Source organism: Brevibacillus sp. Leaf182, assembly GCF_001423865.2.
In the GTDB taxonomy this organism is placed as follows: domain Bacteria; phylum Bacillota; class Bacilli; order Brevibacillales; family Brevibacillaceae; genus Brevibacillus; species Brevibacillus brevis_C.
In genome coordinates this window covers 322,541-343,285 of the sequence record NZ_LMPN02000033.1, presented here as the reverse complement: position 1 = coordinate 343,285, position 20,745 = coordinate 322,541, and the positions used below count along the sequence as shown (strand labels likewise).

Annotated in this window: 19 protein-coding genes; all 19 read left to right on the top strand. The window is 46.5% G+C overall.

Annotated features, from left to right (window positions below):
* Positions 1-7 precede the first annotated feature (7 nt).
* The 19 genes from ASG16_RS25565 to ASG16_RS25470 all read left to right on the top strand — a co-directional run bounded on the left by ASG16_RS25565 (position 8) and on the right by ASG16_RS25470 (position 20,741).
* Entirely contained in the window at positions 8-991 is a 984-nt protein-coding gene (locus tag ASG16_RS25565; RefSeq protein WP_007720847.1) for an alpha-ketoacid dehydrogenase subunit beta, read from the top strand.
* A 20-nt stretch (positions 992-1,011) separates the two neighbouring features.
* A complete protein-coding gene (locus ASG16_RS25560; RefSeq protein WP_056492621.1) occupies positions 1,012-2,352 on the top strand; it encodes a dihydrolipoamide acetyltransferase family protein in 1,341 nt (446 codons plus the stop codon).
* A gap of 240 nt (positions 2,353-2,592) precedes the next feature.
* Entirely contained in the window at positions 2,593-4,752 is a 2,160-nt protein-coding gene (locus ASG16_RS25555; RefSeq protein ID WP_056492623.1) for a copper amine oxidase N-terminal domain-containing protein, read from the top strand.
* A 329-nt stretch (positions 4,753-5,081) separates the two neighbouring features.
* Complete coding sequence (gene mce / locus ASG16_RS25550; protein ID WP_056492626.1) at positions 5,082-5,498, top strand: methylmalonyl-CoA epimerase; 417 nt, start codon at positions 5,082-5,084, stop codon at positions 5,496-5,498.
* Between the two features lie 91 nt (positions 5,499-5,589).
* On the top strand, positions 5,590-6,711 hold the full coding sequence (locus tag ASG16_RS25545) for a M20/M25/M40 family metallo-hydrolase (protein ID WP_056492629.1): 1,122 nt from the start codon (positions 5,590-5,592) through the stop codon (positions 6,709-6,711).
* A gap of 143 nt (positions 6,712-6,854) precedes the next feature.
* Positions 6,855-8,054 carry a DUF3866 family protein gene (locus ASG16_RS25540; protein WP_056493337.1) on the top strand — a complete coding sequence of 400 codons (1,200 nt, stop codon included), beginning with the start codon at positions 6,855-6,857 and terminating at the stop codon, positions 8,052-8,054.
* A gap of 161 nt (positions 8,055-8,215) precedes the next feature.
* Entirely contained in the window at positions 8,216-8,773 is a 558-nt protein-coding gene (locus ASG16_RS25530) for an NUDIX domain-containing protein (RefSeq protein ID WP_007720749.1), read from the top strand.
* A gap of 4 nt (positions 8,774-8,777) precedes the next feature.
* On the top strand, positions 8,778-9,950 hold the full coding sequence (locus ASG16_RS25525; protein WP_056492632.1) for an endonuclease Q family protein: 1,173 nt from the start codon (positions 8,778-8,780) through the stop codon (positions 9,948-9,950).
* 67 nt (positions 9,951-10,017) lie between these two features.
* On the top strand, positions 10,018-10,644 hold the full coding sequence (gene spoIIM / locus ASG16_RS25520) for a stage II sporulation protein M (RefSeq protein WP_056492635.1): 627 nt from the start codon (positions 10,018-10,020) through the stop codon (positions 10,642-10,644).
* A 94-nt stretch (positions 10,645-10,738) separates the two neighbouring features.
* Complete coding sequence (fur, locus tag ASG16_RS25515; RefSeq protein ID WP_007720739.1) at positions 10,739-11,203, top strand: ferric iron uptake transcriptional regulator; 465 nt, start codon at positions 10,739-10,741, stop codon at positions 11,201-11,203.
* Between the two features lie 156 nt (positions 11,204-11,359).
* Complete coding sequence (locus tag ASG16_RS25510; RefSeq protein ID WP_048032568.1) at positions 11,360-11,599, top strand: YqzK family protein; 240 nt, start codon at positions 11,360-11,362, stop codon at positions 11,597-11,599.
* Between the two features lie 93 nt (positions 11,600-11,692).
* Positions 11,693-12,580 (top strand): site-specific tyrosine recombinase XerD, encoded by an 888-nt coding sequence (xerD, locus tag ASG16_RS25505; RefSeq protein ID WP_048032569.1) that lies wholly within the window; start codon positions 11,693-11,695, stop codon positions 12,578-12,580.
* Between the two features lie 119 nt (positions 12,581-12,699).
* On the top strand, positions 12,700-13,872 hold the full coding sequence (deoB, locus tag ASG16_RS25500) for a phosphopentomutase (protein WP_056492638.1): 1,173 nt from the start codon (positions 12,700-12,702) through the stop codon (positions 13,870-13,872).
* A gap of 60 nt (positions 13,873-13,932) precedes the next feature.
* Entirely contained in the window at positions 13,933-14,742 is an 810-nt protein-coding gene (locus ASG16_RS25495; RefSeq protein ID WP_056492641.1) for a purine-nucleoside phosphorylase, read from the top strand.
* Positions 14,743-14,766: 24 nt separating this feature from the next.
* Complete coding sequence (locus ASG16_RS25490) at positions 14,767-16,074, top strand: pyrimidine-nucleoside phosphorylase (RefSeq protein WP_056492644.1); 1,308 nt, start codon at positions 14,767-14,769, stop codon at positions 16,072-16,074.
* Between the two features lie 330 nt (positions 16,075-16,404).
* On the top strand, positions 16,405-16,875 hold the full coding sequence (locus ASG16_RS25485; RefSeq protein WP_007720718.1) for an Lrp/AsnC family transcriptional regulator: 471 nt from the start codon (positions 16,405-16,407) through the stop codon (positions 16,873-16,875).
* Between the two features lie 109 nt (positions 16,876-16,984).
* On the top strand, positions 16,985-18,634 hold the full coding sequence (locus ASG16_RS25480) for a peptide ABC transporter substrate-binding protein (RefSeq protein WP_056492647.1): 1,650 nt from the start codon (positions 16,985-16,987) through the stop codon (positions 18,632-18,634).
* Between the two features lie 250 nt (positions 18,635-18,884).
* The gene (locus ASG16_RS25475) at positions 18,885-19,817 is read left to right on the top strand and encodes an ABC transporter permease (protein ID WP_048032574.1); all 933 of its coding nucleotides are present in this window, start codon (positions 18,885-18,887) and stop codon (positions 19,815-19,817) included.
* Positions 19,818-19,823: 6 nt separating this feature from the next.
* On the top strand, positions 19,824-20,741 hold the full coding sequence (locus ASG16_RS25470) for an ABC transporter permease (RefSeq protein WP_056492650.1): 918 nt from the start codon (positions 19,824-19,826) through the stop codon (positions 20,739-20,741).
* Positions 20,742-20,745: the final 4 nt, after the last annotated feature.

The following is a 20,745-nucleotide window of genomic DNA, read 5'->3' as shown; positions in this document are numbered from 1 at the left end:
ATCTTTTATGGCAGTCATTTCTTTTATTGATGCAATTACAATGGCGATGCGTGAAGAAATGCGTCGCGATTCCAATGTGTTTATCCTCGGAGAAGACGTTGGCGTACGCGGTGGGGTTTTCCGTGCGACAAACGGGTTGATTGAAGAGTTTGGCGAGGAGCGCGTGATTGATACGCCACTGGCTGAATCCGCTATTGTCGGTGTAGGGATTGGGGCGGCAGCTTACGGCATGCGTCCAATCGCGGAGATTCAGTTTGCGGACTTCATCATGCCAGCTGTGAACCAAATTGTCAGTGAGGCGGCGAAAATGCGCTATCGTTCGAACAACGACTGGCATTGCCCGATCACGATTCGTGCTCCATTTGGCGGCGGGGTTCACGGTGCACTGTACCATTCGCAATCTGTGGAAGCGATGTTCACGAACACCCCTGGTTTGAAAGTAGTAGCACCTTCAACACCTTATGATGCAAAAGGTCTTCTGAAAGCAGCCATTCGCGACGAGGACCCTGTGCTCTTTTTCGAGCACAAGCGTTGCTATCGTTTAATCAAAGGCGAAGTGCCTGAGGATGACTATGTGCTGCCGATTGGCAAAGCGGACGTCAAGCGAGAGGGTACAGACATCACGGTCATCTCCTACGGTTTGACTCTGCACTTCGCACTGCAAGCTGCGGAAAAGCTCGCACAAGAAGGCATCAGCGCGCATGTTCTTGATTTGCGCACACTGTATCCGTTGGATAAGGAAGCGATTGTAGAAGCGGCTTCGAAGACAGGCAAAGTATTGATCGTACACGAGGACAACAAAGAAGGCGGCGTTGGCGGTGAGGTAGCTGCCATTGTAGCGGAGCATTGCCTGTTCGATTTGGATGCACCGATTAAACGTCTTTGCGGTCCAGATGTACCGGCTATGCCATACAGCCCGCCGATGGAAAAATACTTTATGCTGAACCCGGAAAAAGTATTGGAAGCAATGCGCGAGCTGGCCAACTTTTAAGGCGAGGAGGACCAAGGATCATGGCAACGAAAGTACTTATGCCCCAGCTCGGAGAGAGCGTGACCGAGGGCACCATTAGCAAATGGCTGGTCAATGTAGGCGACACGGTCAAGAAATACGACTCGCTGGCTGAAGTGACGACGGATAAAGTAAACGCAGAGGTTCCTTCTACTGTTTCAGGACGCGTTACTGAGATCGTCGTGCCAGAAGGTGAGACAGTCGCTGTCGGTACGTTGATCCTATATATAGAAGAAGAAAGTGGTGCGGAAGGTACAACTGCAGCGCCTGCTGGCACGACGGAAACTGCGGCCCCACAAGCGCCAGCAAACGAGCAGCCAAAGGCAGCTACGCCGGCTGTATCTATTCAGCAAGTACCAGTCATGGATGGACCAAAACAACGTTATTCACCTGCTGTTGTCATGCTCTCACAGCAACATGGCATTGATTTGTCCCGCGTTGTAGGGACTGGAGCAGGCGGTCGTATTACCCGCAAAGATGTCCAAGCGATTATCGATGAGGGCGGCCAAAAACCAACTGAGACCGTGAAAGAAACGGTCGCGCAGGCTCCAGTGGCAGCAGTCGAACAATCTACTGTCGTTTCAACACCTGCACCGGCAGTACCTGCTTCGACTCCTGCTGTTTCTGTAGATATACCGGTTGCAAGCGGTGATCAAGTTGTCCCTGTAACCTCTATTCGTCGTACGATTGCAAGCCGGATGGTACAGAGTAAGCATGAAGCTCCACATGCTTGGACGATGGTCGAAGTAGACGTGACCAATCTCGTTAACTTCCGCAATCAGGCAAAAGGTGAATTCGCGAAAAAAGAAGGGCTCAACCTCACGTTCCTGCCGTTCTTTATCAAAGCGGTTGTGGAAGCGTTAAAAGAGTACCCGATGATCAATTCCACATGGGCACATGACAAAATCATCGTGAAAAAGGACATCAACATCTCCATCGCAGTAGCCACGGAAGATGCTCTCTATGTTCCTGTCATCAAGCATGCTGACCAAAAATCCATTCTTGGCATTGCTAAGGCAGTTGATGATCTGGCAGCACGCACCCGTGCAGGAAAATTGACGATGGATGACATGACAGGCGGGACCTTTACGGTTAACAACACAGGCTCCTTTGGCTCTGTTTTGTCCCAGCCGATTATCAATGCTCCACAAGCTGCGATTCTTAGTGTCGAGTCCATTGTGAAACGCCCTGTCGTCATTAACGACATGATCGCAGTGCGTTCCATGGTCAATCTGTGCATGTCCTTGGATCATCGCGTGCTGGATGGTCTGATTTGTGGACGATTCCTGCAAAGCGTGAAGCAAAAGCTTGAGAATGTAGGACCGGATACCAAGCTGTACTAGGGTGTGGAAAAACCAGGTCAGATAAAGACCTGGTTTTTTGATAAAAAAATATCTAAAAAAATTTTCCAAATCGATCATTACGTATGTAACTTTTTCCGAGACGTCTTCGTCTTAGCAATTGGAGCCAGTAAGTCTCATAAATGATATAGAAGAGATTCCCACCAGATAGCATTTGTGGTAGACTGGTAGCGTCCTGCTAGAGAGAATTTCCAGATAAAGGGTAAATATGGGAGGAAAAACATGGAAAAGAGTAAAAAAGCACTACCAATAGTGCTGGCATCAGCGCTGGCCGCTACACCTTTTGTGTCAGTACCGCAGCAAGCACATGCTATTGAAAAATTGTCGGTAACGGCTGACAACGATGGTGCAGGTAAAGAAAGTGACTACACCATTGAATTCAAGCTAGAAGAAGACCTAGATAGTGGAGAAACCATTACCATCGAATTCGATTCTGATTATGATATCGACGATGACATTGATACGGATGATATTGATGCTAGCTTCGATGTGAAGAAAGTAAGTGTTGATGGAGAAGAAATTACAATCAAGACAGATGAAGATTTAGAAAAAGGCGATAAAATTAAGATTAAAATTACGAGCGGTATCACGAATCCCGATGACAAAGGTTCATACAGCGTAAGTGTAGAAGCGGGCGACGAGGATTCGGAATCGGATGATGTAGATATCAAAAAAAGCAGCTCGAGCAGCAGCAGCAAGTCTAGCAATGATTACGCCGTATCGTTGAGCAGCAAAGCAGCAGGAGAAAAAGTCAGCCTCAAGCTTGGCAAAATTTCTCTCAAAGGAAGTGATGAGCTGGAGACTAACTCCACGATTACTGTCACTTTCCCAGAGAAAAACATGCTGCCATCAAGCATTGATGAAGAGGATGTAAAAGTAAACGGTTATACAGCGAAATCTGTCAGTGTCAGTGGCAGTACGGTTGATGTCAAAATTCCGAGTGGTGCAGACGCAGATGATTACATCACCTTGGAATTTGACAAGGATGCTGGAATCGAGAACCCTGATTCCAGTGGCAAGCATGTTTTTAAAGTGAAATATGATGGAACTACATACGAATCAGAAGATATTGAAATTACGAAGAACGGTTCCAGCTCTAGCAGCGCTTCCGACAGCTTTACAGTAAACCTGTCTGATCCGGGCGCAGGAGCTCGCTCCAGCTACACCTTTGATGCTGACTTTGGCAGCAAAGAATTGAAAGCGGATGGAGAACTGGTTCTCGAATTCCCATCATCTGACATGGTACCGGGTATTTTGACTGCATCAGACTTTTTGCTCAATGGGAAACCAGCGAAAAAAGCAACTGCAGCCGGTAATAGAATCGTGTTGGTAGCGCCAACCGGCTTCAGTGCTAATAGCAGAGTGAAGGTTGAAGTTACTTATGGAGCGTGGATTTCCAATCCAAAAACGGCTGGCAGCTATACGTTGAAGGCTACTGTTTCCGGAAGAACCTTGGAATCCAAATCCTTCAGTGTTGGTGGCTCTTCTGTGAACCCGACGCCAACCAACCCAACCAATCCAACAACGCAAGTACCTGTACCAAATACAGCTACTAACAACAACACTGCAACTATCGCTTTGACACAAAATGCACTTGGCAAGCAAACGGGTGTGAACGTGGCAATCAAAGGATTAGGTGTTGGTCTGCAAAAGCAACGCGATTTCATCGAGATCGTATTCCCGGTAGGCTACAAGGTACCGGCTTACATCGCGCCAGCTAACATCTCTGTAAACGGTGTAGGAGCGAATTTCGTTGCGGTTCGTGGACAAAACGTACTGATTTATCCGTCTCAGGATATTCCTGCGGCAACAAACGCTAATATCGTGATCAATCCAGCAGCGAACATCGTAAACCCTGCTGTGAAAAACACATATAGCATCAGCGTATTTACTTCCGAAGAAAGAGGCTTGCTGTTTGCACGCGCTGTTGGTGTAGGGATGCCTTCCCCGGCTCAACCAAAGCCTGCAACGCCGACACCACAACAGCCGCAACAACCATCGACTGTTATTCCGGTGAACTCGGCTTCCTTTAAAGTTAATACAGCAAACTTCACCCTGCATGGCAAAAACTATCCTCTCTCTGTAGCTCCTTACATTGCAGATGGAAATACGACCATGGTTCCAGCCCAATTCTTTAAAGAAGCACTGGCACTGACTACGCAATGGAACAATACAAGTGTTGCTGTTATCAGTGGAACCAAGGTTGTGAAGTTTACAGTTGGCTCGAAAACAGCTAAAGTAGGCAAAACGGAAATCCAATTGCCAACACCTGTTGTCCTGAAAAACGGCATGCCAATGATCCCAATCCGTACGGTTACGGATAATCTTGGTTACAAAGTCGGCTGGGATGCGAAAACTTCCAGCGTATTCGTTCACAAATAAAAACTAGCTGGGACAACGAAAAACCCCTTTCCGCTTTTCTGTCGGAAAGGGGTTTTTAACTGTTTATCATCACTCGTTTATTGAAAGTAAAAAAACGTGGGAACGATGAGTGAGAGTATTAGAATGCCGATCAGGATTTTTGCAAAGAGCGATTGGTGTCTCATTCTAATCAAACCTCCTTTCAGGGTTGAGGAATTTATCAGGTGATTCTGTAAGTGGCTGTGCTAGAATGAAGAAAAGGATATCATTGGCTTTCTTTTTTTCGTCCATGCTGAAATTGTACCGAAATGTAGCCAATGAGACAACCACTTACAAAAGGATGATGATTCGTGAGCGCACCGAAAAAAATTGCCCATATCGGCATTGCGGTAAAAAGCTTGGAAAAGACGCTTCCCTTTTACACCGAGCAATTGGGATTGGAGTTGGTTGGAACTGAAATCGTAGAGAGCGAACAAGTACAAGTGGCATTTTTAAAGATCGGGGAAAGTCATATTGAATTACTAGAACCGCTAAGTGATGAGAGTCCGATAGCAAAATTTATGGAAAAACGCGGAGAAGGCATTCACCACATTGCTTTTGATGTGGATGACGTTACGGGTCGTCTAGCCACATTAAAAGAGCAAGGAGTACCTCTCATTCACGAGGTCCCCAAAGCGGGTGCGCACGATGCGCTGATTGGATTTTTGCATCCGAAGGCAGCAAATGGCGTTTTGTATGAGCTATGCCAATATCCGAAAGAATCATAGCCGTTTACGTAGTAGAAAAAATTTTTTTGCGGTATACTGGAACTTGTGAATATGTACCAAAATCGGGCAGTACGATCAGGAGGTAACGAGTGTGAGTACGATCAACCAAGAGCGTTTGTTAAATGAATTTTTAGAGCTCGTCCAAATTGACAGTGAAACGAAGAACGAAGCAGAGATCAACAAGGTACTCAAAGAAAAACTGATTGCGATGGGCTTTACCGTAGAAGAGGATGACGCAGCAGCGAAAACCGGACACGGTGCCAACAATCTGATCGCAACCTTGGAGGGAACTGGAAAAGGTCCAGTTATTCTGTTTAGCAGTCATATGGATACGGTTGTACCAGGAAACGGAATCAAGCCACAAATTCGCGATGGCTACATCTATTCCGATGGAACGACGATCCTCGGTGCGGATGACAAAGCAGGAATCGCCGCGATTTTTGAAGGCATTCGCAGCATGAAAGAGCAAAACTTGCCACATCCAACGATCCAAGTCGTATTGACTGTGGGAGAAGAGTCTGGACTTGTAGGCTCCCGGGCAATGGATTCCAGTCTGCTGAAAGCAGAAATGGGCTTCATCCTCGATTCGGAAGGTCCAGTTGGAAAAATTACAGTAGCTGGTGCTGGACAATATCGCATCGTAACCAAAATCCACGGTAAAGCAGCGCATGCAGGTGTGAATCCAGAGGATGGCATCAGTGCTATATCAGTTGCTAGTAAAGCAATTTCCCGTATGCCACTGGGCCGTATTGATGCGGACACAACTGCAAACATCGGGCGTTTTGAAGGTGGAAAAGCGTACAATATCGTAACGGATTATGTGGAAATTTGGTCCGAGGCTCGCAGCTTGGTTATGGACAAGCTGGAAGCACAAGTGAAGAAAATGACATCAGCATTTGAAGAAGTGGCAGCCGAGATGGGTGCGACTTGCGAAAATGACGTTATTTTTATGTACCACGGCTACAAATTCAACGAAGAAACGCCTGTTGTACAAAAAGCAATTGCAGCGGTTAAACGCGTTGACCGCAATCCTGAGCTGGTTGCAAGCGGCGGCGGAAGCGACGGTAACGTATTTAACGGCTACAACGTGCCAAGCGTAAACTTTGCCATCGGCTATGAAGAAATCCATACAAAAAACGAGCGCATGCCAATCGCTGAACTGAACAAAGCGGCTGAGCTGGTGCTTGCTGTCATTGCAGAAGTACAAGAGTAACCAAATGAGGTCGGATCTCCTTGCGAGGGGTTCCGACCTTTTTGTTCGTTCGCTCACTTGTTTGCATGATTGAGACAACCACTGTTCATCATAGACTGAATAGAAAGCGCGGGGACGAGGCAGGAATGAAAGGGGGAAGCTGGGTGCTTCGTTTGACGGTGGGGACGGTCCAAAAAGTTCTAGAAAAGCAAACAGGGATGCAGATACTCGAAGTCCGGACAGAATCGGTTGCTGGATACAAAATGGAGAGAGTGCTGTCTTTTTTGCAGGAGGATTATAAAAGTGGCGATTTACTTTTGATCAATACAACCGCTGTTCGATTGGAATTGGGGACAGGCGGGTATCATTTTGTCGTAGGAAAGATTACTCAACCAGAGGAAACGGATGTCCTTCCGAATGAGTGGGGGCATGTGATGAAAATGCGCTATTCGCCATGGCAGCTCGCGGTAGATTCGGTAGAAGAACAGGCCAGCCCGTACCACCCTTTGTTTGTGCAAGAAGATTTATCCTTGGAAGGTACCCCTGTTTTGATCGGCGAGCTACACAGTCTTCTACCTGTTGCTGTCCTTGCTTTGCATAAAAAAAATCCAAATGCCCGTATCGTATATGTCATGCCAGACGGCGCATCCTTGCCGATTGCCTTGAGTCAGCATGTCCATCAATTAAAAGTAAACGGGAGCTTGGCTGCGACAGTGACGACAGGTCATGCGTGGGGCGGAGATCGTGAGTCGTTGACAATTCATAGTGGCTTGCTGGCAGCACGCCATGTAGAGCATGCTGATATCATTGTTTGTATGCTCGGACCTGGGGTAGCGGGAACGGGTACACCTTATGGCTTTTCGGGAATTCAATTAGCTGAGGTCATTCATGCCGTAGCCACTCTTGGAGGAACACCCTTTTTTATTCCTAGAATCAGCTTTGGGGACCCACGTACCAGGCATTACGGTGTCAGTCATCATAGCGTATCGATATTAAATAGATTTGCTCTCTGTCCTGCCCTGGTTACAATCCCGATTTTCAGGGATGAAAGAGATGAAGTCCTTTCACGGCAAATAAAAGCAATAGAAGTTGCAGGGAAGCATATTTTCATAAAGGGAAAAGTCCCAGACCCGTCAGAACTGGCTTCACTGGAAAAGGGGTATGGCTTGTCCTTTTCTACGATGGGGCGAAATTGGCAAGAGGACCCTGCCCCTTTTCAGACGGCATGGATGGCTGCCGATTTGGTAGAAAACAGTCTGGGCTACATCTTCCAAACCGTTAACGACGCCCCGCATTCGCCCGCTTCATCAAGTACTCTTGAAGCGTTAGGTCTTTACTTGACCAGGAACGAAGTGCAGCCTTGATCTCCCAAGCTTTTCCGACCATACGCAAGTGCTTTTCGCTAACATATGTTTTCATTCATGTTCTCCTCCGATACAATAGGGTGGACAAGTTCTATGCTCCCAACTTATGGAGGGAATCGACGATTTAGAACGACTTCATGAAAAAAAGGATGATGACGACAGTGAATAAATATGATCACTTGTATGAAAAAACCATTTCCAGTCAACCGATTTATGACGGAAGAATTATTAAGGTCAAGGTAGATGAAGTGCTTCTGCCCAATGGCAACACAGCCAAGCGAGAAATCGTGAATCATCAAGGGGCGGTTGCCGTATTGCCGATAACAGATGATAACAAAATGGTTGTGGTTCGTCAGTTCCGCAAGCCCTTGGAGCGTACGATCGTGGAAATCCCAGCAGGAAAGCTGGAGCCAGGGGAAGAGCCACTTGCATGTGCAATGCGCGAACTGGAGGAAGAGACGGGTTACGTTGCGAGTCAGTACACACCGCTCAGCTCTTTTTATACATCGCCAGGCTTCGCGGATGAAATTTTACATGTTTTTGTGGCCACTGGTTTGAAAAAAGGAGAAAGCAAGCCGGACGAGGATGAGTTCGTTGATGTGCTGGAAGTAACACTGGAAGAAGCGCATGCCCTGCATCAAAGTGGAGAAATCCGTGATGCCAAGACAGTCGTGGCATTATTTGCGTGGGAAAACAAAATGCTGCGCGAACGTGGGTAGTACGATGCTTTCTTCCTATTTTTGCGACATGCATATTCACATCGGCGGTACGTGGACGGGTAAACCTGTGAAAATAACGGCTTCTCGCCAAATGACTCTCACCAAAATTTTGGAGGAAGCCTCAGATAAAAAAGGGATGGATGTCATCGGGATTATTGATGCACATTCGCCGGAGGTTCAGGATGAGCTCGTAGATCTGTTGGAAAAGGGATTAGCCACTGAACTGGTGGATGGAGGAATTTCCTACAAAGATACCTTGCTAATCTTGGGGTGCGAAGTAGAAATCAAGGAGCCGGGGCGTGGTGCAGCTCATTTCCTCGTTTATCTGCCGAAGCTGCAAGAAATGAAGCAATTTACCGCATGGCTGTCAGAACGCTGCAAAAATGTGCAATTGAGTTCTCAGCGTATCTACACATCACTCAGGGAATTACAAGCCTGTGTCGATCAATTGCAGGGAATCTTGATCCCGGCCCATGTTTTTACGCCGCATAAAGGGTTGTATGGGAGCTGTACGGATTCGATGGCGGAAGTGCTCGATCCTTCGCTCATCTATGCGGTTGAGCTAGGATTGAGTGCGAATACAATTATGGCGGACCGCATATCCGAGCTGCATGACAAAACCTTTCTCACAAACTCAGATGCCCATTCTCTGGCGAAGATAGGCCGGGAATATCAATCGATGTATATGCAAGAGCGTTCCTTCGCAGAGTGGGTGAAAGCAATTAAGCGTATCGAAGGCAGAGGGGTTCGTATGAACTACGGTCTACACCCCGAGCTTGGCAAGTATCATCAGACAGCGTGCCAAGGTTGCCAGTCTTTACTCGCGGCGGATGCCTCAGGCAAATGTCCGGAATGCGGCTTCCAACGAATTGTGCGAGGGGTTGCAGCCCGCATTGATCAGCTAGCGGATGTAGAGGCAGGCCAGCATCCGGCGTTCCGTCCTCCTTATATCGAGCAAATCCCGTTGGAATTCATTCCGGGAGTCGGACCGAAATTGTTGGACAAGCTGTATCAGTCGTTTGGTACACAGATGAACGTATTGCATCGCGTGAACGAAGAACAGCTCACTCGTGTTGTGGGAGAGAAAATTGCTTCGCTTATTGTGCAAGCACGAGAGGGAAAGCTCTCTGTCCAAAAGGGCGGTGCCGGTACCTACGGAAAGATCGTCCCGATGTAGGTTGTCATAGGGGAGAACTCGTCCGCATAAGCTGTACAGTAATCAGCCAAGCGGGAGGCGACGAAGCGTGCGTTCACGAGTCGGACAAACTATCCAATCCTATGCGAGAGAACATCAGTCACTCTACTGGTTCACGATCGTCCTGTTTACGATGGGCATTATTTTCGGAGCCGTCCTCGTCAATTCACTGCCATTGTCACAGAAGCAGGAGCTGTACGGTTTTCTGCAATATTTTTTCAACAGTCTTGGCAGTGATGGAATCCTTGAGACCAGTGCCCATTTTCAGCAGGCGTTTGGTCATTATGCCAAAACCATAGCGATCATGTGGGTGCTAGGATTATCCATTATTGGGTTGCCTATGATTTTGTTGATGCTCTTTTTAAAAGGGGTCGTGGTTGGTTTCACCGTCGGATTTTTGGTAAGTCAACTCCAATGGCAAGGCGTAACATTTGCCATGGTGGGTGTTCTCCCGCAAAATTTATTGGTCGTCCCTGCCCTTTTTATTGTAGGTGTCAGCGGAATTTCGTTTTCTCTTCGACTCATACGAACGAGAGTGCTAAGCAAAAGGGATGTCATCATGCCACATTTTATGGGCTATACCGTTCTTGTTCTTAGCATGCTGGCGGTATTGACGATTGCAGCCTTGTTTGAAACCTTCATTTCCCCTAGGTTGATGCAGCTTGTGCTTAATTAAGAATAATTCTCAGGTAATAACTTATGCATTTGACTTATTCAATGCCCCTCTACTATAATAGGAACAGGTTTCATGCGAGCGGGGAGGGGCATTAATGTTGGAAGAAAAATTAGAGAAAATTAAGCAGCAGTTGCATTCACAGAACTACAAGCTGACACCACAGCGTGAAGCCACTGTTCGCGTGTTGTTGGAGAATGAAGAAGACCACTTGAGCGCGGAAGATGTTTACTTGTTGGTGAAGGATAAAGCGCCGGAAATCGGGCTTGCTACCGTATACAGGACATTAGAGCTGTTGAGCGAACTGAAGATCCTTCATAAAATGAATTTTGGCGATGGTGTAGCTCGTTACGATCTTCGTGATGATAATGCTGCCTATCACCACCATCACCTCATTTGCCTCAATTGTGGTACGGTGGATGAAATTTTTGAAGATCTGCTTGTCACAGCAGAAGAGAAAGTCAAGAATGTTTACAACTTTTATATTACCGACCACCGATTGACCTTCTACGGGATCTGCAATCGTTGTGTAGATAAAGTGAACGTGGAGGACTTCAAATAAAGTCGACTTCTCTGGGAACGGAGAAGTTTTTCTTTTTTCCTTGGGAGCTTTTGTAATGGCAGACCTATTCCTGTGGAATCCTAAGCGAGGATCGATTCGAATGGAGCGAGGGACAAGTGCATATAAATGAAAGAAAGTCTGAAAGGAGGCTCACGGATGAAGGTCTCTTATCGCCGCTTGATGGAGGGTCTTCGTTTCTTGCTTCTTTTCATTACCTGCACCTTGCTCTCCTACGGCATCATTACCTTGCTGGCGGACAAATTTCTCCCGGCAAACCCTTATCAAGAACCACATGGGAATGCGGTGAAGGTAGTAAAAGTCATCAATACCTCTCAGGCACAGGATTTTGACGGTTATGTCGCACGACTGCAGCTCTTCTTTTTAACAGGAGAGTAATGCGAGTTTGAGTTTTTTATCTGGAGAAGCAGGAGTTTCTTTTTCTTTGTGGAAAGCAATACACGATACTTATCAGCTGAAGGGGACAGCTTCATGGACAGTCTGATTGATCAGTTTATTCATTTCCTGACTGTGGAGAAAGGGTTATCGAGAAATACCCTGGAATCCTATCAACGGGATATGGTGGCCTTTACCTCGTACTTACAGGAGCAAGGTGTCTCTCGAATAGAGGATTCTACTCGGACGCACATCATTGGTTACTTGCTTGTTTTACGGGAAAAAGGACGTGCTACAGCAACGCTTTCTCGCAATATGGCATCGATACGAGCATTTTATCAGTTTCTCATTCGGGATAAGTACATAGATAAAGATCCATCCATTCATCTAGAAACACCGAAAATCGAGAAACGCTTACCGAAAGTGCTCTCTGTTGAGGAAGTGGAACGTCTTTTGGAAAGTCCTCCTGTCAATCATCCTGCCGGGCTGCGGGACAAGGCGATGCTTGAGCTTTTATATGCGACAGGCATTCGTGTCTCGGAGTTAGTCAATCTGGATAGTGCTGATGTGAATCTGGATATGGGCTTTGTCAAATGCTTGGGAAAAGGATCAAAAGAGCGAATCATTCCGTTAGGCTCGGTTGCCATTCAAATGGTTCGCCACTATTTGCAGGCAGGGCGTCCCAAGCTGGTAAAAGGAACTGGCGATACTGCATTATTTCTGAATCACTTGGGCAAACAAATTACACGGCAAGGTTTTTGGAAAATTATTAAACGATATGCCCAAAAATCAAACATCCGTGCAGAGATTACACCCCATACGCTTCGCCACTCTTTTGCCACTCACTTGCTGGAAAATGGAGCCGATTTGCGCTCTGTTCAGGAGATGCTTGGGCATGCTGATATTTCAACCACCCAGATTTACACACATGTGACCAGAACGCGGATTAAGGACATCTATGCCAAGACGCATCCGCGAGCATGAGTATGAAAAAACGATCGACTCCGCCTGATTGTCGGGCGGAGAAAAATTTTCTGAATCAGGTCAGACGTCTGACGACTTGATTATGGAATTCGAATGACTGGTAAACAGGAGGCGTTAAGATGCAGTATTCACGAGTTTTTTTGATCGTCATGGACAGCGTAGGGATTGGCGAACAACCTGATGCGCCTAAGTTCAATGATGCAGGAGCGAACACCTTGGGTCATATTGCGGAACGAGTTGCAGGGTTTTCATTGCCCAACTTGCAAAAATTAGGTTTGGGAAATATAGCACCACTCCAAAACGTTGCGCCAGTAGCAACTCCTATGGCCCATTATGGGAAAATGCAGGAAATCTCCATGGGGAAAGATACGACGACTGGTCATTGGGAAATCATGGGTCTGCATGTGTCTACTCCGTTTAACACCTATCCAGACGGATTTCCACAAGAGTTGATCTCGGAATTTGAGCAACGTATTGGCCGCAAAGTGCTCGGGAACAAGGTCGCTTCTGGGACGGACATTCTCGACGAGCTTGGCCAAGAGCATATGAATACGGGTGCAGTGATTGTCTATACATCTGCGGACAGTGTTTTCCAGGTGGCAGCCCACGAAGAGGTTGTTCCGCTTGAAGAGCTGTACCATATTTGCGAGGTAGCTCGTGAGTTGACGCTTCGTGATGAGTTTGCCGTTACTCGTGTCATTGCACGCCCATTTGTTGGACAGCCAGGTAATTTTAGCCGTACAGCAAATCGTCACGATTATTCCGTGAAACCATTTGCTCCGACAGTCATGAATCGTCTGCAAGATGCTGGCCTTGCTTCTATTGCCATTGGCAAAATCAGCGACATTTACGCAGAAGAGGGAGTTACCCAATCTATCCGTACCAAAGATAACATGGACGGTGTAGATCAAATTCTGGGCACGATGAAACTATCGTTTACGGGTCTTTCTTTTGTCAACCTCGTGGACTTCGATGCGAAGTTCGGTCATCGCCGCGATCCAGAAGGGTATGGTCACGCTTTGATGGAGTTCGACGCTCGTATTCCAGAGCTTTTGGAAGCGCTACAAGAAAATGATTTGCTGGTAATCACGGCAGACCATGGAAACGATCCTGTACATCATGGCAGTGACCATACCAGAGAATACGTTCCGTTGCTTGTCTACCACAAGGGTATTCAAGCTGGAGAACATTTGGGTATCCGTGAAACATTTGCGGACTTGGGTGCGACTATCGCAGACAATTTTGAAGTAACTGCTCCGGTGATTGGGAAAAGCTTCCTCAATCATTTATAAAGGTTAAGCAAAAATAAACATTTATATAATAGAAGAAACACAAAAAAGGAGAGAGTTAAATTGGCAAATTTCCATGATGCAGTAGCATATATCGAACCGAAACTAACAGAAAAACCAACCATTGGTCTCGTACTCGGATCAGGGCTGGGTGTTTTGGCAGATGAAATCGAAAATCCAGTGATCATCCCTTATCATGAAATTCCTGGGTTCACTGTGTCCACCGTTGTCGGCCACAAAGGACAACTCGTGATTGGAAAGCTGCAAGGCAAGCAAGTCGTTGCGATGCAAGGTCGTTTCCACTTTTATGAGGGACATGGACTGGATGCCGTTGTTTTCCCAATCCGTGTCATGAAGCTGCTCGGCGTTGAAACCATTATTGTGACCAATGCGGCTGGCGGAATTAACGAAGGCTACAATCCAGGCGACCTCATGCTGATTTCCGATCACATCAACATGACGTTCCGCAATCCATTGATCGGTGCAAATGATGAACAATTGGGAGCGCGTTTCCCAGATATGTCTGAGGCTTATTCCAAACAGCTCCGCAAGCTGGCTCATGAAGTTGCTTCCGAGCAAGGAATCCAGCTACGTGAAGGTGTATACGCAGGTCTGTTAGGTCCTACCTACGAAACTCCTGCGGAAATCCGTATGCTTCGCCTGTTGGGTGGAGATGCTGTAGGGATGTCCACTGTACCAGAAGTAATCGTCGCACGACACATGGGTGTGAAGGTACTTGGTATTTCGTGCATTAGCAACATGGCAGCAGGTATTTTGGAACAGCCTCTGTCCCATGATGAAGTAATGGAAACGACAGAAAAGGTAAAATCGCAATTCCTGGCTCTGGTAAACGGTATCGTAGCCAAGATGTAAGTAACGGATTCGGAGGGATTAACAATGCGTATGGTCGATATGATCGCCAAAAAACGTGATGGCGGAGAACTGACATCAGAAGAGATTCAATTTCTGGTGACAGGCTATACAGATGGAAGCATTCCTGACTACCAGATGTCCGCATGGGCAATGGCAGTCTTTTTCCGAGGCATGACTGCGAGAGAGACAGGAGATCTAACCTTGGCAATGGCAGGATCAGGCGAACAGCTTGACCTGTCTTCCCTGCAAGGAATTAAGGTAGACAAGCACAGTACAGGCGGAGTAGGGGACAAAACTACTCTTGTTGTTGCGCCGTTGGTAGCGGCAGCAGGTATTCCTGTGGCAAAGATGTCTGGAAGAGGTCTCGGATACTCCGGAGGCACTATCGACAAGCTGGAGTCCTTCGCAGGTTTTGAAGTAGAACGCACACGCGAGCAATTTTTGCAGCAGGTGCGTGATATTGGCGTGTCCGTAATCGGACAGTCTGGCAACCTGACACCTGCAGACAAGAAGCTGTATGCTCTGCGTGACGTGACAGCTACTGTAGAAGCTGTGCCGTTGATTGCAAGCTCCATTATGTCCAAGAAGATTGCCGCTGGGGCAGATGCCATCCTGCTTGACGTAAAAGTAGGGAAGGGCGCTTTCATGAAAAGCATTGAAGAGGCAGAAACATTAGCAAATGCGATGGTTGCAATCGGTAGTCAAGTAGGACGTAAAACGGTGGCGGTTATCAGCGATATGAACCAGCCGCTTGGTTTTGCCGTGGGCAATGCACTGGAAGTGAAAGAAGCGGTAGAGACACTTGCAGGTAAAGGCCCTCGCGATTTGACCGAGCTGGTATTGGCTATTGGTTCCCGCATGCTTGTTATGGGTGGGCTTGTTACGGATGTGGAAGAAGGACGTAAGAAGCTCGAAGACCTGATGGCTTCCGGAAAAGCAGTGGATAAACTGGCGGAAATGGTAGAGGCTCAAGGCGGCAATAAGCAGGACGTCTATGAGTTGTCTCGTCTGCCGCAAGCAAAGATCATTCATACCGTTACAGCCGAACAGGACGGCTTTGTAAGTGCGATTGATGCAGAAGCAATCGGTCATGCTTCTGTTGTCTTGGGTGCTGGCAGATTGACAAAAGAAATGCCAATTGACTTGGCAGTAGGTCTTGTTCTGCACAAAAAACGCGGGGATCAGGTGAAGGCTGGAGAAGTTTTGGTCACCATCCATGCTAACGAAGACCAGCTTCTGCAAAGTGCCTTGAAAGAAATGGAAGGTGCCTTCCAGATTTCGACGGCAATCGACGAAAAACAACCGTTGATTTATAAAATTATCGAAGCATAGATTGTCTGGTAATTAGTTGATTAATCAAATAAAACAAGGCGTGCACAGCACATGAGCACGCCTTGTTTTATGAGTAAAAATACAGTTTCTCGAAAAAATATTGTTGATTAAATCTAGTTTTTCATATTCAATAGTAAGATATAAGTCGTTCTTTATTGTATAAAATTTATTTTACTGTTCGGATTGACTTTATAAAGTTTTATAATTCTACTTGTCAAATTTCGTTGACACCGCTATCATTTCCGATTACTTTTATTGTATTAGACTGTTTGTAAAAGATTATTGCGAAATTCGTAAAAAAATGATGGAGGTTCTCAGAAAATCGTATTTATGAAAAAGCTGGACCATGTCGACAGACAGATTCTGCAAATCCTCCATGAAGATGGGCGTATCCCATATACAGAAATCGCCCATCAACTAGGCGTGAGCGAAGGAACAATTCGATCGCGCATCACTCGTCTTTTGCAAGACGGTGTCTTCCAATTCGTAATTCAACCCGATCCAGAGAAATTAGGATTACATGTGCAGGTTATCATCGGGTTAACCACAAAGCTAGGTTTGCAGAAAGAAGTGGCAGAAAAATTAAGCAAATTTTCTGCAGTACGCTTTGTAGGCGCTTATAGCGGTAAGCACGACTTGATTATCCAAGCGTGTTTCCATAGTAATGATGAGCTGATCACCTTTGTTAACGAACGACTCTCTCAAATTGAAGGAATTGCAGCTGCGGACGTTTCACTGGAACTGAAGCAGTACAAAGACACCTTCTCTTTCGTTCAAGACGACGAGGTGACCCTGCAATGAAAGGGGTTGATGCCTTCCAGCCGAAGTCAAGCAGCTTCGCGTAGTTTTCATTTTTTTTCGTCCTTTATTTTCAGAAAAAAGACAAAAAAGAAAACTGGGGGTTATTGCGTTGAAAAAGAATGTGTTTGCACTTGTGAGCTCGATTGCTGTATTAGGAACTGCCCTGGCAGGGTGCGGAGGAGGTCAACCAGCTGCCGCTCCACCGCCAGGAGAAACACCAGCACCTTCACAGCCTGCAACTCCAGCGGCTGAGAAAAAGCCACAAGTTTTAAAGATGAACCTGCACTCGGAGCCACCTACAACTGATCCAGGGCTGGCAGAGGACACGACTTCAGGCGCGATTATCTTGGCAACCTTTGATGGCTTGACCCGCATTGGAACCGACGATAAGCCGCATGAAGCTGCTGCTGAGAGCTATACCGTCTCTGATGATAAGCTAACGTACACATTTAAAATCAGAGAAGCGAAATGGAGCAATGGTGATCCTGTAACAGCACATGACTTTGAGTATGCTTGGAAGCGTGCTCTCGATCCAAAAACAGCTTCCAACTACGCATATCAGCTGTACTACGTGAAGAATGGTGAAAAAGCAAACAAGGGCGAAGCAAAGCTTGATGAAGTAGGCGTGAAGGCACTTGACGATAAGACACTGGAAGTTAAGCTGGAGAATCCGACTCCATACTTCCTAGAATTGCTCGCATTCCGTACCTACTTCCCAGTTAACAAAAAAGTAATTGATGCAAATCCGAAGTGGGCAGGCGAAGCAAGTTCGCACGTCGGTAACGGACCTTTCAAAATCGAATCTTGGGAGCACAAGAGCAAGATGGTGCTCGTGAAGAACGAAAATTACTGGGATAAAGACAATGTAAAGCTCGACAAAATCGAATTCTCCATGGTAGAAGACGAAAATACAGAGCTCTCCATGTTCGAAAATGGCGAAATCGACTGGGCTGGCGCACCTATGAGTGCTTTGCCAACAGATGCGATTCCAGCATTGAAAGAGCAAGGCAAGATTCAAACCAATCCAATCGCTGGTACGTACTGGTACAAGTTCAATACCGAAAAGCCGCCATTTAATAACATTAAAGTGAGAAAAGCATTTGCCTACTCGATCGATCGCCAAGGCTTGATCGACAACATTCTCCAAACGGGTCAAATCCCGGCAACTGGCGCTGTTCCTCCATCCATGGTGCTGAATCCAAATGGCTATTTCAAAGACAAGGATATAGAAAATGCGAAAAAGCTTTTGGAAGAGGGACTGAAAGAGGCTGGCTTGAGCAAGCTGCCACCGATTACCTTGTCCTACAACACATCTGAGGCTCACAAGAAGATTGCTGAGGCCATCCAAGACCAATGGAAGAAAAATCTCGGAGTAGATGTGAAACTCGAGAACAAAGAATGGAAAGTTTACCTGGAAGACATGCATGAGGGTAACTTCCAGATTGGACGGATGGGCTGGCTGGGTGACTTCAATGACCCAATCAACTTCCTGGAGCTCTACAAGGATAAAATGGGTGGAAACAACGATACGCGTTGGGAGAATGCAAAATATAAAGAGTTGTTGAACCAATCTGCTCAGGAGCCAGACCTCGAGAAACGCAAGAAAATTTTGGCAGATGCAGAGCAAATCCTAATGGATGAAATGCCAATCATGCCAATTTACTTCTACACGCAATCTTGGGTACAGAAGCCAGAAGTGAAAGGCGTTCACCAAACTGGCCTGGGTGACGTGGATTGGAAAGGCGCTTACATCGAGTAATTTCATAACGAAGGAAACGGGATTTGCGGCAGAGGGTATATGGTTGCAACATATACCCTCTGCTATGCAAGCCCTTCCCATAAATACCAGCTGGTATGATTGCCAGCAAAGAAAAAATAGAGAGAGAAGCTTTACTGCAAGAGATCTAAGGGTTATTTACACAGCCGATTTTTACACTGTGTCGGCAGCGTTCCGCAGTGTAAACATGGGACGTGAAAGCAATCAAAAATCTACCAAGGGGGTAAGTTAGTTGATCCGTTATCTCGGTAAGCGCATCATTTTTATGCTCATCTCGCTCTTCTTAATTGTAACGGCCACCTTCTTCATCATGAAAGCAGTACCAGGTGGTCCATTTACATCCGAGAAGCAGGTCCCGCCGGAAATTAAGGCAGCACTAGAGGCAAAGTACAAGCTGAACCTGCCGTTGCACGAACAATACTTTGAATATTTGAAGGGTGTAGCAACATGGGAACTTGGTCCGTCGTTTACGGAGAAATCTTCAACTGTTAACGACATGATTAATCGTGGTTTCCCAGTTTCAGCTCACTTGGGAGCACAAGCTTTATTGCTCGCTATCTTCGGAGGGATTACGCTAGGGGTTATCGCAGCGCTAAACCATAATAAATGGCAAGACTATTCCGCAATGGTCATCGCCGTTTTGGGATTATCGGTACCAAGCTTTATTTTGGCGTCCTTTTACCAATACATTTTCGCTATTAATTTGGGCTGGTTTCCAATCGCGAAATGGGAAGGATTCGAATACACCATCCTTCCATCATTGGCACTCGCCGCATCACCGATGGCATTTATCGCGCGTTTGACGCGTTCCAATATGATTGAAGTTATGGGGCAAGATTACATCAAAACAGCAAAAGCAAAAGGCCTGCATACTTTTACCATTACAGTAAAGCACGCAATCCGTAATGCGCTTTTGCCAGTTGTTACTTACCTGGGTCCACTGATTGCTGGTATTTTGACAGGGGCATTCGTTATTGAACGTATTTTCGGTGTTCCTGGTCTTGGTCGCGAATTCGTTTTGTCTATTACAAACCGCGACTATACAGTAATCATGGGTACGACCGTGTTCTACTCCATTATCCTAGTTGTGATGATTCTGATTGTTGACATCGCATACACCTTGGTAGACCCACGGATCAAACTTTCGGACGCAGGAAAGGAGTAATGACACGTGCAAAACTTGACTAAAGAACATTTCGAGCCAATTTCCGTTGACCTACGTCAAGCTGAAGCAATTAAGCGCCCAAGTCTCTCTTTTTGGTCTGACGTTTGGCGTCGTTTGAGAATGAATAAAGTCGCAATGATTTCTATGATCTTCATTGCTGCGTTGATCGTATGTGCCATTGTGATCCCATGGTTAACTCCACAAGATTATTTTACGACGGATCTGGCTGGCAAGAACAAAAAGCCGTCTGCTGAACACTGGTTTGGCACAGATGACCTAGGTCGTGACGTATTTGAACGTATTTGGTACGGTGCACGAATCTCTCTGCAAGTAGGTCTTGCCGCAGCGTTCATTGACCTGATCATTGGTGTGATCTGGGGCGGTATCGCAGGTTTCTATGGCGGTAGAGTAGATGAATTGATGATGCGTTTCGCAGATATTTTGTTTGCGATTCCTTACCTGCTGGTTGTTATTTTGTTGATGGTTGTTTTAGAGCCTGGTGTTGGAACGATTATTCTTGCCTTGACGATAACGGGATGGATCGGTATGGCCCGGATTGTGCGTGGTCAGATCCTTCAATTGAAAAACCAAGAGTTTGTACTGGCAGCGCGCTCCCTTGGTGCTGACGCAAACCGTCTGATCTTCAAACACTTGATTCCAAATGCTTTGGGTCCAATCATCGTAACGTTGAGCTTGACTGTACCTTCCGCGATTTTCGCAGAATCCTTCTTGTCCTTTATCGGGTTAGGGGTTTCGGCACCGATTGCATCGTGGGGAACGATGTCCAATGAGGGCTTGCCGGCCATGAAGTACTATCCATGGCGTTTGACATTCCCGGCAATCTTTATTTCCGTGACCATCTTGGCATTTAACTTGTTCGGTGACGGTCTGCGCGATGCTGTAGACCCACGCCTGCGTAAATAGGAGG

Excerpts from the sequence above, each read along its gene's own strand:
- ASG16_RS25565 (WP_007720847.1), top strand. The coding sequence starts at position 8 with ATGGCAGTCATTTCTTTTATTGATGCAATTACAATGGCGATGCGTGAA.
- ASG16_RS25560 (WP_056492621.1), top strand. The coding sequence starts at position 1,012 with ATGGCAACGAAAGTACTTATGCCCCAGCTCGGAGAGAGCGTGACCGAG.
- ASG16_RS25555 (WP_056492623.1), top strand. The coding sequence starts at position 2,593 with ATGGAAAAGAGTAAAAAAGCACTACCAATAGTGCTGGCATCAGCGCTG.
- ASG16_RS25525 (WP_056492632.1), top strand. The coding sequence starts at position 8,778 with ATGCTTTCTTCCTATTTTTGCGACATGCATATTCACATCGGCGGTACG.
- fur (WP_007720739.1), top strand. The coding sequence starts at position 10,739 with ATGTTGGAAGAAAAATTAGAGAAAATTAAGCAGCAGTTGCATTCACAG.
- ASG16_RS25510 (WP_048032568.1), top strand. The coding sequence starts at position 11,360 with ATGAAGGTCTCTTATCGCCGCTTGATGGAGGGTCTTCGTTTCTTGCTT.
- xerD (WP_048032569.1), top strand. The coding sequence starts at position 11,693 with ATGGACAGTCTGATTGATCAGTTTATTCATTTCCTGACTGTGGAGAAA.
- deoB (WP_056492638.1), top strand. The coding sequence starts at position 12,700 with ATGCAGTATTCACGAGTTTTTTTGATCGTCATGGACAGCGTAGGGATT.
- ASG16_RS25490 (WP_056492644.1), top strand. The coding sequence starts at position 14,767 with ATGCGTATGGTCGATATGATCGCCAAAAAACGTGATGGCGGAGAACTG.
- ASG16_RS25485 (WP_007720718.1), top strand. The coding sequence starts at position 16,405 with ATGAAAAAGCTGGACCATGTCGACAGACAGATTCTGCAAATCCTCCAT.